Origin of the sequence: Rhodococcus sp. 14-2483-1-2 (genome assembly GCF_002259405.1) — a bacterium.
Classification (GTDB): Bacteria; Actinomycetota; Actinomycetes; order Mycobacteriales; family Mycobacteriaceae; genus Rhodococcoides.
The window spans coordinates 35197-50941 of sequence record NZ_NPFW01000007.1; the positions used below are offsets into that span (position 1 = coordinate 35197).

A 15745-nucleotide genomic window follows, 5' to 3' on the forward strand; every position below is an offset into this window, starting at 1 on the left:
TTCACCAGCGAGGGAGTACCGGCCGTGAATGGATCCACTCGAGCACCGGAGTGCACCACCACCACACCTCCGATCGAGGTGGGCCGGTGGGAATTCGTGGCCGACAACGTCCTGCGAATACCTCTGCCCCTTCCGATACCGGAACTGAAGAGCGTCAACTGCTACGCCCTGTTGGGCACCGACGGAGTCACCCTGATCGACCCGGGTTGGGTATCCGAGGACACCGAGAAGTCGCTGAACACCGCTTTGACAGAGGCCGGCTCCTCGATGGACGAGGTCTCGACAATGCTTGTCACGCACTCGCATTGGGACCACTACACCCAGGCATACGCACTGCACCGAGAGCGTAGAACCACCCTGCTGCTCGGACGGAACGAGCAACACAGCATTCGGGCGTGGGCCGAACTCGACGGGGCATTCCCGAACCAGGTCGGATTGCTCGACGGGGCAGGCGCGGACGAACATGCGAGACGACTCGAAGCCACGCCGGTTGCCGACACCGAGAAACACACGGCGTACGGGCATCCGACCCAGTACCTCGACGGGGACGAGAACCTTCGACTGTCCGGAACCGTCGTCAAAGTACTGTCCACACCGGGACATACACGCGGACACCTGGTGTTTCACGACAAGACGAGCAACCTGTTGTTCAGCGGCGATCACGTACTGCCCCGGATCACCCCGTCGATCGCTTACGAGCGCTCCCCGGACCGGATGGCCCTACGGTCCTATCTGACGTCACTTCGACTGCTCGTCGATCATGCTCCGGCCGAGATGATGCCGGCCCACGGAATCCCGCAGCCGGTCGTTCACGAGCGAGCTCAGGAATTGATCGACCATCACGAAGCCCGACTACGTGAAGTACACGAACTGATCGACGCCGGAGCATCGACCGGACTCGCCATCGCGTCGGCCATGAAGTGGACACGACGCAACATCGGTTTGGCCGAACTGGCCCCGAACCAGCAGTGGACGGCGATCCTCGAAGCCGTCGCGCACGCAGACCTCCTCGAATGGCGCGGCTACGTCTCCCGAACCACCGACGGCCTGACGGACTCGTACCGCCCACTCTGACTCACACCGGGTGCAGGTCCGAGATCTTCCATCCCTGATCGGTATCGACCAGTGCCACGACGACTCTGCTGCCGGCAAGAGCGGGTGCCGGATCCGCGGTAGTGGTCGTCGTCTGGTTGACGAACATGAGCAGGGTCGCGGAATCGACGTCGACGTCGACGATCGAGGACTCCACCACGGTGGCGTCGGTCGTCACGCCCTTGTCCTTGGAGGTCGGGGCGATCACCGTCGTCGAGAGCTCACCGAACTGGTCCTTGAACTCCCCGGTGAGTGCATCGGACGCGTCGGTCAAGGCAGTATCGACCGTGTCGGGTGTGTAGGAGAGCAGACGCGGAACCTGTTCGCCGGCAACCGCCGTCGCCGCTGTCCGTGCGGCACCGATCTGCTCGTCCGTACGGGCCTCGGACCAGGTCCAGGCCGCTCCTGCGATCGCTCCGACCGTCAGCACTCCGAGAATCGACGCGGTGACCTTCGCGGTTCGCCGCGACCACCGCCCAGGACGCCTCATGCGACGAACTCCACGTTCGACACGAGCCAGGACTCGTCGATGTGTTCCAGGCTGATCTTCATGCGATACGTCCTTTCCTCCCCATCGGGAGCTTCCGTGTTCTTCACGGTGGACGTCACTGCCGCCAACACCGTCGCGGCGTTCTCGTCCGACGTGACGACGCCTGCTTCGTTCACCTGTCCCGTCGAGTCGACCTGCCCGTCACCGAGTACCTTCTCGAAACTGCCGGACACATCGGAGAATTGGTTCCGAAAATCACCCGTCGTCGATGCCAGAATGCGGTCCAGGTCGTCACGAGCGGACGAATATCGAAGCGTGACGAGATTGACCGCAGCGGCGCGGGCAGTGCTGAGCACCGCGTCGTTGCGAGCGGTGACCTCACGACCGTCGCGGCTCTGGACGGTGAACACCGTCGCCGCGGCCACTGCACTCACGAACAGTACGAGCAACACCGCGCACAGCGCGGTCAGCCGTCGGCCCGCACCGTTGCCTGCGGTGGATGTGCGCTCTGCACCGGAATCCTCCACCGGCTCATCCTGTGTCGCTACTTCCTCAGTGGGGTCAACCACAGATCCTGCCATGTTCGAAGCTCCTTTCCATTGTTCGTGTCGTCGACGCCGGAGAGCGTGTACATCTTTCCGTCGGGAGCGAAGAAGTTGCCCGTGGACGGGTCGTACGGCACCGATTCACCCGTGTCGCGGAACCCGAACATGCCCTCCTCCGCTTCGGTCGTGGGTTCCGTTGCTGCCGGCACCGACTCGGCAACGGGCGCAGCCGGAGCGACCGGAGCGACCACGGGCGCAGGCACGGTCTGGCCGGGGCCCGTGGCACCGTTGGGGCGTGCCAACATCTCGGCCCAGGTCGAGGGCAGCCCGCGGGGGCAATTGGCCACCTCTGCTGTCCGCACCGACCGATCGGTAGCACACGGCTGGTTTCGCGCACTGCGCACCGCACGTGGATCATCCTGAGGGAGTGTGCAATACGCATTGGTGTCGGGGTCCATGGGCGAGGTGTCGGACGGGTCGCGGCGCTCGATACCGCCGAACCCCTCCGTGCAGGGTGCGGGCCGCTGTGTACTGCCGAGCTTGACATCCAGTGGACCCTGCCCCCGATCGGGATCTCCCCCGAGCGGGAATTCGCGGAACACGTTGCCCACAGCCGAGGACAGTGCCGGGTAGACGACCAGAACGTGTTCGATCCCGGGGAGATTGACCTGCGCAACCTGACCGACGGTCTGCAGGTTCGCCAGCATCATCGGTAGGGCCGGCTGGAGTTGGGTGAACGCAGAGCTCACCGTGTCGGCAAAGCCGGGACCGACGTCGAGGGTGTCGCGGATCTGCGCGTCGTTCGCCACCAACTGCTCGGAGAACCCGTTCAGATCCGACACCGAGGACAGCGTCTGTGGGCGAACGTCGATGCCGGTGTCCAGCAACGGTTCCGAGTCCTCGATCAGGCGAACCGTGGGATCGACGTTCGCCAACGCGAGTGAGACCAACGACTGGGACGAGTCGAGCAGCCGCGCCAGATCCGGCCCGAGACCGTTGAAGGCGTCGAACGATTCGTCGATCGTCGTACGCAGGTCTTCGCCGGGAACCGACGCCAGTAGAGCCTGGGCGTTGGACAGCAGCGTTCCCGTCGAGGTCGGCACCGACGTCGAGTCGACCGAGACTTCGGATCCGTCCACCAGGAACGGGCCGTCCTCCGATTCCGGTGTGAAATCCACATACTGCTCGCCGATGGCGGAGACGCTCTTGACGGCGGCTGCAGACGACGCCGGGATCGAATACTCCGAGTCGATCTGGAGCTCGGCAACCACATCGGTCGACGTGACCGAGACGCTGCGGACCAACCCGACGTCGATGCCGCGATACGTCACGATCGCGTTCTCGTACAGCCCCGCCGCATCGACGAAATGGGCCTCGACGGTATAGGTCCCGATCCCGGTGACCCGTTTGAGTCCGAGGTAGTTGTAGGTGACGTACGACAGGCTCACCACGGTCAGGACCAGAAACACCACCAACTGGGCACGAACGAACTTGGTCATCGCGGTTCCCCTCCGCCCACGGGAGCGAGCAACGGGTCGACGGCACCGGTGGCCGTTCGTATTCCGAGCAACGAGGCCGGGTCGGGAATGCTGCCGAGTACGTCGTTCTGCAGAGTCGGAATCGAGATGTCGAGATTCATGAACAGGTTGATGTAGTCACCGCGAATCGTGTTGGCGGCCGTCGTGACCGGGAACGGAATCGTGCCTGCAATGATCAACGAATTGGCCAGTGTGGAGCCGGTCGCAGCCAGTTCGGTCAACGTGGGAGCCAGGTTCGCCAGGTTGGCGGTCAGATCGTCCTTGCTCGCGTCGAGTGCCTCGTTCGCCACTGCGGCCGCCGATCCCACCGACCCGAGCATGTCGCGCAGCAACTGCTGCTGGTCGTCGAGCACCTCGAGCGCCGGTTGTATCGACGTCACCGCCCGGTCGATGGTGCCCGTCTGAGAAGCGAGTTCACCGCTGAGCCGGTCGAGTGAGTCGATCGCTCTGACGATGTCCTGACGCTGCGAATCGAGACCGTCGACGAAGGTGGCCACCCGGCCGAAGAGAGCGTTGATCTCTTCCTCGTTGCCACCGAGCGCAGCGTTGGATTCTCGGGTGATCGTTCTGATCTGCTGCAGTCCACCACCGTTGAGCAACAGCGAGAGCGTGGACAGCACCGATTCGGTTTCTGGAAAGCGGCTGGTCCGCGACAGCGGGATGACGTCACCGTCGCGCAGCTGCCCGACGGTCTCCTGCCCCGCCGGCGTGGCGAGTTCCAGGTACTGCGCACCGAGCAGGCTCTTCTGCGCCAGCGTCGCCGTGGAGTTCGAGCCGAGGTGCGCATCCTGCCGAAGATCGACGGTCAGTACTGCGATCGAGGAATCGACCCGAACCGATCGAACGGTTCCGATCGTGACGTTGCCCGCCTTCACCTCGGAGTTACCGACCAGGTTCTGCACGTCCGCCATCTCGACCTCGATCGTGAACACCGGCTCTCCCTCGGTCGAGTTGCCGGGAAGCGCAAAGGAATTGAGGCCGTCGAACGAGCATCCCGTGACCGCCCCCATGGCAGCCAGTGTTGCCGCAGCGGCGACGCCGCGTACACGCCTGTTCATCAGCGTTCACCTTCTTCGGGGCTGTCCGCGGCCGGTGCCGGTGGAGCCGCGTACGCAGCCACACCACCGAGTTGAGCTGCGATGTCGGCACATTGATTCTGGGGTGCTCCCACGGTCGTGAGCAGTCCGCAGATGAAGTTGAGCGGGTCGCCCCGATCCGGCACCGCCAATGCTCCGGTCAGTGAATTGGCCGACGGATCCCAGATGTTGTACAGGTTGGACAATGCTGTCGGTGCCACGTGCAGCAGCTCGGCGATGTCGTCCTCACGATTGACCAGAAGCTGTGTGATGTCGACCAACTGGGTGACATCGGTACTCAACTGGTCCTTGTTGTCCGCCACGAACGTGCGCACCTGCTCCATCGCCGGAACCAGCTCCTGCAGTGCTGCATCGAATTCGGTTCTGTTGTTGTTCAACAGAGTCGACAGGTCCGCCAACTGCCGAACGAAACGATCGACTTGTTCGTCGTTGGCCGAGAGCGCGGAGACGAAAGCCTGCAGATTGCGGACCGTAGCGAAGATGTCCTCGCCGCTGTCGTTCAACGTGGTCGTCGCCTCGGACAGGCTTCGCACCGTTTCTCCCAGTGTGGAGCCGTTGCCGGACAGCGCGTCTGCCGACGAGGCCAGCAGCTCGTTGACCGAACCGTCCGCGTTGAGACCTTCCGGGCCGAGATCTGCCGTCAACTGCGAGAGCTGGTCCTTCAGTTGGTCGAACTCCACCGGAACCGCGGTGCGCTCGACGGGAATGGCGGCGCCGTCGCTCAACGTCGGCCCACCCGAATACGTCGGAGCCAGTTGAACGTAACGTCCTGTCACGAGCGTCGGGGCGACGATCGCTGCGCTCGCATCGGCGGGCACGTCGTACGCGCTGTCGAACGTCAGGTGCACACGAACGGTTGCGCCCTGGGGAGTGATCGCGTCGACGGTTCCGACCGGGACACCGGCTATGGTGACCGGGTCTCCCTCGTACAGCCCGACCGAGTTGGTGAAATCGGCGGTGACGCTGATCTTCGACATATGTCCCACGGCCACGATCGCCACCGATGCGAGTAGAGCGCACACGACCAGACCTATCACCAGAGGTCCGGTGGCGGGCATCCATCGACTCGCGCGCTTCATCGCTCTCCTCCGAAGCTGTTGGGGAGCTGACCACGTAGATCGGTGGGGACGACGTTCTGGATGATCACCTGGAAGTAGGGACCGGACGCCACCGACTCGCCCAGTTGCCGTACGAACGGGGCAGCCCTGGTCAAGCTCTGGTTCAGGTTGTCGTAGTTGTTCTGCAGCAGCTGCGCGATCTTGTTCAGCTGGTCGAGTGTCGGCCCGATCTGCTCACGGTTCTCCGACACGGTCGCCGTCAACTGTGCCGATACCGATCGAATGTTCAGTAGCAGCGAGTGCACGGTGTCCGACCGCTCGTTCAACGAGGTGAACAATGCTTGGCCATCGGTGACGAGTTGCGAGAGTTGGGTATTGCGCTCGGCGAGTACGCCGGTCACTCCGTCGGCGTGCTCGAACAGTGAGTGCAACTCGTCGTTTCGGGACGAGACCGTCTGCGAGAGCCGGTTCACGCCCTCGAGTGATCCGCGCAGATCGGCGGGCAATCGATCGAAGACCTGACCGGCGGTGTCCAAGGTTCCCGACAGGTCCGGCACATCGGTGTCCGTGACCGTTCGGGTCAGATCCGACAACGAGGTACTGACGTCGAAGCTGGCGCGCGTGCGCTCACGTGGAATGGTCGAGCCCGGCCGCAGCACGTCGGAACCGGCCGGCTCCAGATCGAGATAGCGTCGTCCCAGCGCGGTCTGGACCTTGATGGCGGCCTCGGTTCGGTCGCCGAGAACCACGTCGGTCGTCGTCGCCGAGAACTCCACCTCGACGACGCCGTCGTCGAGTCCGATGTCGGCTACCTTTCCGACCTTGACACCGCTGATCTGCACGTCGTCTCCCGTGTGCAGACCCGAGGCATCGACGAACTCCGCTGTGTAGGTGTTGCTTCCGTTCAGGAACTGAAGCGAGTCGAAGTTGAAGGCAACGACGAGCGCGAGAACTATGCCCACTGTTCCTGCGATCCCGATGGGGACCGGGTTCCTGTCTCGGAACGGCTTCATTTCTGGTACCCCTCGATCATTGCTGGCACCTCTGCGTCGGCGATACGGCCATGGGGGTGGTGAGCTGGTCACTGAACTTGATTGCCACACCGCAGAGGTAGAAGTTGAAGAAGCTGCCGTAGGTGCCACGGCCGAGCAACTTGTACGCCTGGGGAAGCTGGCCGAGCACCATGTTCAACGTGTCGCTACTGGCGTTCAAGTTCGACGACAATGCGCCCAGCTGCGTGATGTCCTGTTGCAGAGAGGGTCTGGATTCACTCAGGACGGACGACAGCGTCGCGGTCACCGCATCGACGTTCGTGATCGCGTCTGTCACGCGCACCCGGTCATCGGACAGTCCTGTGACTATCTTCTGCAGTCGATCGATCATCGACGAGAACTGTCCGCGCCTGCTGTCGACGGTGACCAACACGTTGTTCAGGTTCGTGATCACTCGGCCGATCACCTCGTCCTTGTCCGCCAAGGTTCCGGTGAGCGAACCGATCTGCTGCACCAACGAACCGATGACCTGCGACTGTCCGTTGAGCACTTGGACGAGTGAGGACGTGAACATGTTCGTGTCCTCGGGACTGAGCCCCTGCAGCAGCGGCTTGAAGCCGTTGACGAGTTCGTCCAGATCGAGGGCCGCCTGGGTCTTGTCCAGGGGCACCGTCGATTCGTCGGGAAGGGCGTCGAGACTGCCTGGGCCCTGGGACACTTCGAGGTATCGATCACCGATGAGATTCTTGAACTTGATCGCCAGTGTGGTGCCCGAGGTCAAGACGATCGCGCGGTCCACCGTGAACGAGACCTTGCTGACGACGTTCGAGCCGTCCATCGCCAGGTCGACCGAATTCACCTTGCCCACCGGGACCCCGGCGAGCTTGACGTCCTCGCCCGACACGATTCCCGACGCGTCCGCGAACACCCCCACGAACGTCCGAGTCGGTCCGAATCTCATGTTTCCGACCACCGTTGCCAGAAGCGCGGTAGTGAGCGCCGTGATGATCATGAACACGATCAACTTCAGGCCCGGAGCTCTGGCGGTCATCGGCCGAAGATGAAGGTCGGCCCGTACAACAGTTTCAGCAACGGGGAGTCGGCGAGTTCACCGGCGGTGAACTCTCGTGTGTAGGCCTCACTGCCGTCGTGGAATTGCACGTGCGGAGGCAGTGGATCGCTGTAGTCGACGGGAGTGCTCCGGCAGTTGGGTCCGTCGTCGAGACCTACCAGAGGCAGGTTGTTCGGGTAGGTGTACTCGGGCTGGCCGACGATGATGGTGGACTGCACGTTCAGTCCCGGCTTCGTTCCACCGATCACCTGCTCGAGCCGCGGAACGTTCTGGCTCATACCTTGGAAGAAGCACACGGTCTGTGGTGAGTACCGCGCCAACAGAGCCGTGGTCGGCCTCAGTGCGGACAGTGCTGAGATCATCGGTTCCTTTACGTTCCGGAAGAAGTCCTCGCCCGTGTTGCCCAATGCGGTGAAGCTGACCAGGAACGCAGTGAGCTGCGCCTGCTTGTCGACCACGGTGTCGCTGGTCGTGCTGACATTTGCAGCGAGAGAGAGGAATTCGGGTGTTGCATCGGCGAAGGTATCGAGGTTGTCGGCAGTTTTCGGGATGTCACGTTGCAGCGTGGGGATGCTGCCGTTGAACTGTGCGAGGTACCGGTCGAGATCGGTGAGCAGGGTGCCTGCCTGCTCGCCCCTACCGGCGAGGGCGGTCGCCACTGCACTCAGAGTCGCATTGACCTTCTGCGGGTCCACGACGTCGAGCAACGACACCAGTTTCGCGAACACGTCGTTGACTTCGACGGTGACGGAGCCGCCGTCGATGGTCGACCCCGGACGCAGCGAGGACGGCGACGGGTCGGCCGGCATCTCGAGTGTGACGAATTTGCGACCGAAGACCGTGGTCGGTTCGAGATGCACAGCGACGTTCGACGGGACCTTGCGAAGTTCGTCGGGCGTGATCGCGAGGGTGAGAACGGCGCTCCCGTCCCGATATTCGACTGTGTCGACGGAGCCGATCACCACCCCTCGCAGCTTCACATCCGACCCTGGATCCATGAGAAGGCCGGATCGGTCGAGTTCGAGCGTGATCGCCTCGGTTGTGGTGAACAGACCACGGTAGAACGCAGTGGACAGCCAGGCCAACGCCACCACGGCCACGATCAGCACCGCCCCGAGTACCAGATACACGGACGGGGACACCTGGCCCGCTGGGCGCGTCCGCGTGCGCGTCATCCCGAAATCCGAACGTTGGACGCAGGGCCGCCGAACACGGCGATACCGATCAGGAGGTCGACGAGCATGATGGCGATCAGCGACGTTCGGACCGCGCGCCCCACTGCCACACCGACGCCTGCCGGGCCGCCGCTGGCGTTGTACCCGTGGTAGCAGTGGACCGACATCACGATGAGCGCCATGGCAAGGACTTTCAGCAGCGACCAGAGCACGTCGCTGGGCACGAGGAAGACGTTGAAGTAGTGGGCGTAGGTGCCACTCGACTCACCTGCCAGCACCACGGTGACCAATTGTGTTGCGAGATAACCCATGATGAGCGCGATCGCGTAGAGCGGGATTACCGCCACGAAGCCGGCGATGATGCGCGTCGTCACCAGATACGGCATGGACGGCACCGACATCGATTCGAGTGCGTCGATCTCCTCGCTGACTCGCATGGCACCCAGTTGTGCGGTGAATCCGGCACCGACCGTGGCAGTCAACGCCACTCCGGTCACCACGGGAATGGCCTCGCGGGTATTGATGAATGCCGAGACGAACCCGGCGAGCGCGGCGATACCCACGTTGCCGAGAGTCTTCGTTCCCTGCTGACCGACCTCGTATCCCGCTGCCGCAGTGAGGAAACCGATGACCACGACGCTCCCACCGATCACGGCCAGAGCGCCTGTCCCGAGTGAGACCTCGGCGATGAGTCGGACGACTTCCTTGCGATAGTGCACGATGGTGCGTCGGATCCACAGGAAACTGCGGAGATGAAAATGCACCTGCTGACCCAGTCCGACCAACGCATCCTGGGGCTTTCGCGTCGTGCGCAGTACTCCGCGAGCAAAACGGGATCCGCCTGCTCCGGATTTCGTCAACGAATCGAACACGCTCGGCCTTCCTGACTACTTCAACTGAAGTGAGATGGTCGTGATGATCGAGTTCGCGAGGAACAGCAGCACGAAGCTGAACACGACCGTTTGGTTGACAGCGTCACCGACGCCCTTCGGTCCGCCTTTGGCACGAAGACCCAGGTGGCAGGCAACCAACCCGGCGAGTAGTCCGAACACTGCAGCCTTGAGTTCACTGACGATCAGATCGCCGAAACTGGTGAGCACCGGAATGCTGGTGATGAATTGTCCTGGTGTCGCACCCTGCAGGAACACCGCGAACGTGTAGCCGCCGACCAGTCCGACAGTGGTCACCAGTCCGTTCAGGAAGAGAGCCACGACCATGGAGGCGAGCACCCGTGGAACGACGAGGCGATGAACGGGATCGATGCCGAGCACTTCCATCGCGTCGAGTTCCTCGCGAATCTTCCGCGATCCCAGGTCGGCGCAGATCGCGGTTGCACCGGCTCCGGCCACCACCAGCACGGTCACAACCGGTCCGATCTCGCGTACCACAGCCAATCCTGCTCCTGCACCGGAGAAGTCGACAGCGCCGATCTCGGTGAGCAGGAGGTTGATCTGGAAGACCACGATGACGCAGAAGGGAATCGCCATCAACAGAGTCGGGACGATCGAGACACTGGCGATGAACCACGCCTGCTGCACGAATTCACGAAAGTGGAACGGCGGCTTGAACATCAAGCGAAACACGTCGAGCGCGGTCGCGTAGAAGTTACCGATCTGACGTGGGGCTCCGACGGCAGCCTGTTCTATCACGTTTTTTACTTTGCGTTCAGAACTCACGACAAGCCGGTCCCCTCTCGATTCCTACGTCGGTTGTCCGCGGACGCATTTCGCTTCCTGACCGCAGCGCACCCTGCCTGTCCGGCAGCGGCGACGAACCGGCTTCCCCGCGGGCCGCTCGCGCCTGTGAAGCCTGTCACAAGCGTCGGCCGATGTGCAAGGCCTAACGCTCATTAACTTTATTCTTGGATAAATTAAACCTTCGGTCGGTTTCAGGACTCCTGAAGAACGGTGAGCGCCAGCAACTCGGTGACGTGGGCCAGACGATCCTCGTCGGTTCGCTCGAGCCGGACCATGTCGGTCACCACGCGACGGGCCGCGAAGACACGCACGCGTGCGTCGTTCACGTCGAGTCCCGGCCTCGATCGCATGACTGCCTCGACCCACCGATCGACATCTCGTGCCATCGACTCACGGAGCCGACGAGCGTCTCCGAGAGGCACGTTTCCGGCTTCGGTGATGTAGACCCCGAACAACTCTCGGTTCGCGGCAGCGACTGCGCAATAGCTGCGCACCAGCACCCGCAGCTTCTCGTCGGGCGTCCCAGCCTGCGCCAGAGCCGTGCGCGCACCATCGGCCACCATCGTCACCGCCCTGAACAGGACGTCGACCAGCAGCTCCGATTTGGACGAGACGTAGTGGTAGACACTCGGACCCGTGATTCCGGCCGCGGCTCCGATGTCGTCCACGGTCACCGCGGCGTAACCGACCCGGTAGAACAGTCCGACGGCCGCGTCCTCGACGGCCGTGACCCTCGACCCGGTCCTGCCCTCATCGGAGCCAGGGCGCGCACCATCGCCGAGAGCCCCGACACCGTCACGGCGCGCCGGAGTCCGGCGAAGGTCGAAGGACAGCAGTGCGAGTTCGATGTTCTCCAGGGCCGCTCTGTAGCGGCACAGGTCCATGTCCACCGGATCGGTCGACGGACTGCCCGCAACCGAGAGCATCGCGCATGCGATCAGATGGCAGTTCTCGTCGGACAGGTCAGCGTGCGAGGCGGCGACCGATGCGGTCACGCTGTGCACGATCGCGGCATACCTTCCTTCGATCACACGTCTGTCGTCTGCATCCAGATGTCGGACCTCTCGCTGCACCAGAGTCCAGATCTCGCGTCGCTCGAGCGCCACCTCGACCATCGGCGCGACGAGGTACGAGACGTCACGATCGGCGTACTGCCGCAACACCGACTCGGCGGGCGCAAGGGTGGTCGCCACGGTCGCCATCAACAACTGTTCCTTGGACGAGAAGTGCCGGTACAGAGCAGGTGCCGTGAGATCCACTCGTCGAGCAACTTCCGCGAGTGTCACGTCCTCGTAGCCACGCTGATGGAACAGCTCGGCCGCGACGGCGGTGATCTGTTCTCGTCGCGCCCGCCCGCGTGCTGTGACGGGCCGGGTAGCAGCGTCGTTCCGCGGAGGCATTCTTCTCGTTCCGTGCTTTCGAAGTCAGGTTCGAACAGTGCACCATATCCAGTGCTGCAACATCGGTCGGAACCGTGAATTGTGCCCGGCACATCTATAGTCGGACCATGGCACGAAAAGCGACCGCGAAGCTCACCGACGAGGGCGAACTGCCCGAATCGAAATCCGCACGGACTCGCGGCCGCATTCTGGACGCGGCTGCTCATGTGCTCAGCATCAAGGGGTATGCGGGAACGCGGCTGACCGATGTCGCGGAATACGCGGAACTTCAGGCACCGGCCATCTACTACTACTTCCCCTCACGCGAAGAACTCATCGAGGAAGTGATGTGGGTCGGCATTGCCGACATGCGCCAGCACGTGCTCGCGGTATTGGACGCGGTCGATCCGGCGTCGAGCCCGATGGACCGCATTCTGGTGGCGGTGGAGGCACACCTGCGACACGAACTCGAGATCTCGGATTACACGACCGCGTCCATTCGCAATGCCGGTCAGCTTCCGGAGTCGATCCGAGCGCGGCAGGTGGCCGAAGAGGCCAAGTACGGCAAGATCTGGCAGAAGCTGTTCAAGGATGCTGCAGACGAGGGCCAGATTCGCGACGACCTCGATGTGAAGATGGCGCGGATGCTCGTCATCGGAGCGTTGAACTGGGCGGCCGAGTGGTGGAACCCACGCCGGGGCTCCCTCGACACCGTGGTCGCCACCGCCCAGTCCATCGTCTCGGCCGGCTTGTCTCCCAAGCCCACGTCGACTGTTGCTGCGGCGCCGCGCAAGACAGCGGCACCGGCACGGCCTCGTCGCCGCTCCGGTCAGACCGCGATCTGACCGGAGCGAGACGCCGGCCTCGTCACGGTCAGACTTTCGCCGCCGCGATCAGTTTGCGCTTCTCCGCGAACTCCAACGCTGCCGACCAGTCCGTCTTCTTCGAGATGAGCACGCGGTACTTCATGATGTCCGCCTGTCCGTTGACGGTGAGTGCGCCGACGACGGTCTCGCCTTTGCGGTAGAGCGCCACCCACTTGCCGGGGACGTCGACATCACCCTCCACCAGGACGACCTCGTCGGCATCGGTGATTCCGACGAATTGGATGCGGCTGTCGTACCAGTCCGACCAGAAGTACGGGACCGTCGAGTACGGCTTGGCCGCCGCCGGATCCAGTGCGTTTCTGGCCGCAGCAGCACCCTGCTCCGCCGCGCTGGTCCAGTGTTCGAGCCGCTGGTGGCGGTCGAAGAGTGGGTTGCGCCAGTTGGCCACGTCACCGGCTGCGTAGATGCCGGGAATTCCGGTGAACAGCGTCTCGTCGCACAGGACCCCGTTGTCCAGGGTCAATCCCGAGCCTTCGAGCCACCCGGTGGCAGGAACGGTGCCGATGCCGACGATCACCAGTTCTGCCGGGAGCACGGTTCCGTCGGCCAACACGACCCGCTCGACCCGGCCGTTCCCTTCGACGCGGTCCACTCCGACTCCACACCGCAATTCGGTGCCGTTACGGTTGTGCAGCGACGCGATCGCCGGACCCATCGACGGTCCGATCGCGCGCACGAGCGGAGTCGCCAGCGCCTCGACGACGGTGACGGGGATGCCACGCTTGTTGGCGTTGGAGGCCACCTCGGACCCGATGAATCCCGCGCCGATGACGACTGTCCGAGCACCCGAATCCAGTGCAGCCCGAACGGCGATCGCATCGTCGATGGTGCGTAGTCCGTGCACTCCGTCGAGATGTTCGGTACCGGACAGAGCTCGCGCCTGGGCCCCGGTCGCGATGATCAGCAGATCGAACGGGATATCCGAATCCCCCACCTGCACAGTTCTTTCCTCGATACTCAACCCGGTGGCCGGGTTGCCGAGCAGCATCGTCACGTCGAGTTCGTCGGCGAAGGTCTCGGGAGTACGAAAGAAGGGGACGTCCGGGCTCGACCCGTCGACACCGGGTTCGAGATATGCCTTGGACAGCGGCGGCCGGTCGTACGGAAGATGTTTCTCGGCACCGATCAGGGTGATCGTGCCTTCGAATCCGGCTTTCCGCGCACTCTCGACCGCTCTGAGTCCGGCCAGCGAGGCACCGACGACAACCAGACGCCTGCTGTCGGCCGACACACCGGTCATGTGACGGTGACCTTGCCGGGGGTGTCCAACACGGTCAGTGCTCGATTCGCAAGGCTTCGGTGGGGCAGCCGGCAATGGCTTCCTCGACCTCGGCCAACTCGTCGGGCTCGATGTCCTCCTTGAGCGCGAGCAGATCACCGGAATCATCCACCTCGAAAAAGGCAGGTGCCAGGGATTCGCAGATGCCCAATCCGGTGCACTTCGTTCGATCGACGACGACCTTCATCGTATTTCCTTTCACTCGGCTCACCGCCCCTCTTCGGGTACGGTCAGCGACCTTCGAATTGTGGTGCTTGCTTACCGACGAACGCGGCGATGGCACCTCGCGCATCGGACGTCCCGCCGGTGATCGCAAGAGCGTCGATCTCGTCGAGCAAGTGCTCGGACAGGGTGTTGGTCGACGATTCGCGAAGTAGTCGGCGCATCTTCCCGAAGGCTCGAGTGGGGCCCGACGCAAGCGATACTGCAAGCGAGAAGGCCGTGTCGGCCAGCCGGTCGGCGTCGACGACCTCGGTCACCAGCCCCCACTCCACCGCCTCTTCGGCTCCTACCCGGTAGTTCTGGAAGAACATCTTCGCGGCACGCCGTGGTCCGACGAGCCGGGGCAGGTACCAGCTTCCGCCCCCGTCGCCGGACAATCCGATCGCTGCGAACGCCGTCGAGAAATGCGCGTTCGGAGCCGCCAGCACGAAGTCGGCGGCGAACACGAAGCCGAGACCGCCGCCGGCAACGGCACCTTGCGCAGCAGTCACGATGGGTACATCGAGCATGCTGAACAGCCGAAACGCTTCGTGGAACGGGCCGGTCATCCGCCGCAGCAGCGGTCCGATCTGCTCGGGGTCGCCGTCGACGAAGTAGGTGATGTCGCCGCCGACAGTGAGGTTGGTTCCCGATCCTTCGATGAGCACCGCTCGCACGGTCGGATCCGCCGCGCACCGTCGGGCCACTTCGAGCGTGTCCTCGGCCAGGGCGAGATCGATGGCGTTGCGCTGTTCCGGCCGATCGAGGGTGATGCGCGCAACCGACTGTTCGACGCGATATCGGATGGTCGTCAGCTGCCGTTCGCCCCGCGCTGTTCGATCGACTGCCTCGTGCCAGCGTTGTGAGTCGGTCAGCTGCACCAGTTTCGAGACTTTGCCGTCGACGAAGGTCAGCACGTGTACGAACTCCGCGTCCAGGGTGGCACCCGTCGACCTACCGGTGCCGACATACCTTCCCGCCACGTAGAGCCGTCCGTCCTCGAGCCCGACGAATTCTTCCGGGCGGGCCGCCGCCGAGTATTCCTTGGCGATGCCACCCCAGAAATTCCGCCGCATGTCTGCCGCGTCGGAGTAGTCTCCGCCGAGGCCGAACGGGAGCCCCTCCGTTGCGTGGCCACGAAAGCTGGGATGCAAGACGTTCTTCAGCACCTCACGGTCACCACTGGCCAACGCCGCATACAGCGCGCGAGCGGTCTCGATCGTTCCGGCCTCCGCCATGATGC

Annotated in this window: 16 protein-coding genes; 2 read left to right on the top strand and 14 right to left on the bottom strand. The window is 63.5% G+C overall.

The genetic code is table 11. The annotated features are described in order from the left end of the window. Positions 1–24 precede the first annotated feature (24 nt). Positions 25–1074 carry an MBL fold metallo-hydrolase gene (locus CH295_RS04850; protein WP_094739942.1) on the top strand — a complete coding sequence of 350 codons (1050 nt, stop codon included), beginning with the start codon at positions 25–27 and terminating at the stop codon, positions 1072–1074. 1 nt (position 1075) lies between these two features. On the opposite strand, the gene CH295_RS04855 is transcribed toward CH295_RS04850, so the two are convergent. The 11 genes from CH295_RS04855 to CH295_RS04905 form a co-directional block, all read right to left on the bottom strand. Beyond that, complete coding sequence (locus CH295_RS04855) at positions 1076–1582, bottom strand: hypothetical protein (protein ID WP_094739943.1); 507 nt, start codon at positions 1580–1582, stop codon at positions 1076–1078. Further along, positions 1579–2163, bottom strand: coding sequence for an Rv1363c family protein (locus CH295_RS04860; RefSeq protein WP_141216953.1), 585 nt, complete (start codon positions 2161–2163; stop codon positions 1579–1581). The genes CH295_RS04855 and CH295_RS04860 overlap by 4 nt, the downstream gene beginning before the upstream one ends. After that, positions 2127–3626 carry an MCE family protein gene (locus CH295_RS04865; protein WP_094739945.1) on the bottom strand — a complete coding sequence of 500 codons (1500 nt, stop codon included), beginning with the start codon at positions 3624–3626 and terminating at the stop codon, positions 2127–2129. Before CH295_RS04865 ends, CH295_RS04860 begins: the two co-directional genes overlap by 37 nt. Beyond that, the gene (locus tag CH295_RS04870) at positions 3623–4723 is read right to left on the bottom strand and encodes an MCE family protein (RefSeq protein WP_094739946.1); all 1101 of its coding nucleotides are present in this window, start codon (positions 4721–4723) and stop codon (positions 3623–3625) included. The genes CH295_RS04865 and CH295_RS04870 overlap by 4 nt, the downstream gene beginning before the upstream one ends. Further along, a complete protein-coding gene (locus CH295_RS04875; RefSeq protein ID WP_094739947.1) occupies positions 4723–5841 on the bottom strand; it encodes an MCE family protein in 1119 nt (372 codons plus the stop codon). The genes CH295_RS04870 and CH295_RS04875 overlap by 1 nt, the downstream gene beginning before the upstream one ends. Then, a complete protein-coding gene (locus CH295_RS04880; protein ID WP_094632908.1) occupies positions 5838–6833 on the bottom strand; it encodes an MCE family protein in 996 nt (331 codons plus the stop codon). The genes CH295_RS04875 and CH295_RS04880 overlap by 4 nt, the downstream gene beginning before the upstream one ends. A gap of 16 nt (positions 6834–6849) precedes the next feature. After that, positions 6850–7863, bottom strand: a complete 1014-nt coding sequence (locus CH295_RS04885; RefSeq protein ID WP_252341907.1) for an MCE family protein — start codon at positions 7861–7863, stop codon at positions 6850–6852. After that, a complete protein-coding gene (locus CH295_RS04890; protein WP_094632907.1) occupies positions 7860–9059 on the bottom strand; it encodes an MCE family protein in 1200 nt (399 codons plus the stop codon). The genes CH295_RS04885 and CH295_RS04890 overlap by 4 nt, the downstream gene beginning before the upstream one ends. Further along, entirely contained in the window at positions 9056–9919 is an 864-nt protein-coding gene (locus CH295_RS04895; protein ID WP_371828148.1) for an MlaE family ABC transporter permease, read from the bottom strand. Before CH295_RS04895 ends, CH295_RS04890 begins: the two co-directional genes overlap by 4 nt. A 27-nt stretch (positions 9920–9946) precedes the next feature. After that, positions 9947–10630 carry an MlaE family ABC transporter permease gene (locus tag CH295_RS04900; protein ID WP_094633173.1) on the bottom strand — a complete coding sequence of 228 codons (684 nt, stop codon included), beginning with the start codon at positions 10628–10630 and terminating at the stop codon, positions 9947–9949. A 317-nt stretch (positions 10631–10947) separates the two neighbouring features. After that, positions 10948–12156 (bottom strand): TetR/AcrR family transcriptional regulator, encoded by a 1209-nt coding sequence (locus CH295_RS04905; RefSeq protein WP_094632906.1) that lies wholly within the window; start codon positions 12154–12156, stop codon positions 10948–10950. Between the two features lie 107 nt (positions 12157–12263). Between CH295_RS04905 and CH295_RS04910 the strand changes: the two genes are divergently transcribed. Next, positions 12264–12980 carry a TetR/AcrR family transcriptional regulator gene (locus CH295_RS04910; protein WP_094632905.1) on the top strand — a complete coding sequence of 239 codons (717 nt, stop codon included), beginning with the start codon at positions 12264–12266 and terminating at the stop codon, positions 12978–12980. Between the two features lie 28 nt (positions 12981–13008). On the opposite strand, the gene CH295_RS04915 is transcribed toward CH295_RS04910, so the two are convergent. Genes CH295_RS04915 through CH295_RS04925 form a run of 3 tightly spaced genes read right to left on the bottom strand, consistent with a single transcriptional unit; the run spans position 13009 to position 15740 of the window. Beyond that, complete coding sequence (locus tag CH295_RS04915; protein ID WP_094739948.1) at positions 13009–14262, bottom strand: NAD(P)/FAD-dependent oxidoreductase; 1254 nt, start codon at positions 14260–14262, stop codon at positions 13009–13011. 34 nt (positions 14263–14296) lie between these two features. Next, on the bottom strand, positions 14297–14488 hold the full coding sequence (locus tag CH295_RS04920; protein WP_032367183.1) for a ferredoxin: 192 nt from the start codon (positions 14486–14488) through the stop codon (positions 14297–14299). A gap of 43 nt (positions 14489–14531) precedes the next feature. Next, the gene (locus tag CH295_RS04925) at positions 14532–15740 is read right to left on the bottom strand and encodes an enoyl-CoA hydratase-related protein (RefSeq protein ID WP_094739949.1); all 1209 of its coding nucleotides are present in this window, start codon (positions 15738–15740) and stop codon (positions 14532–14534) included. Between the last annotated feature and the right edge of the window lie 5 nt (positions 15741–15745).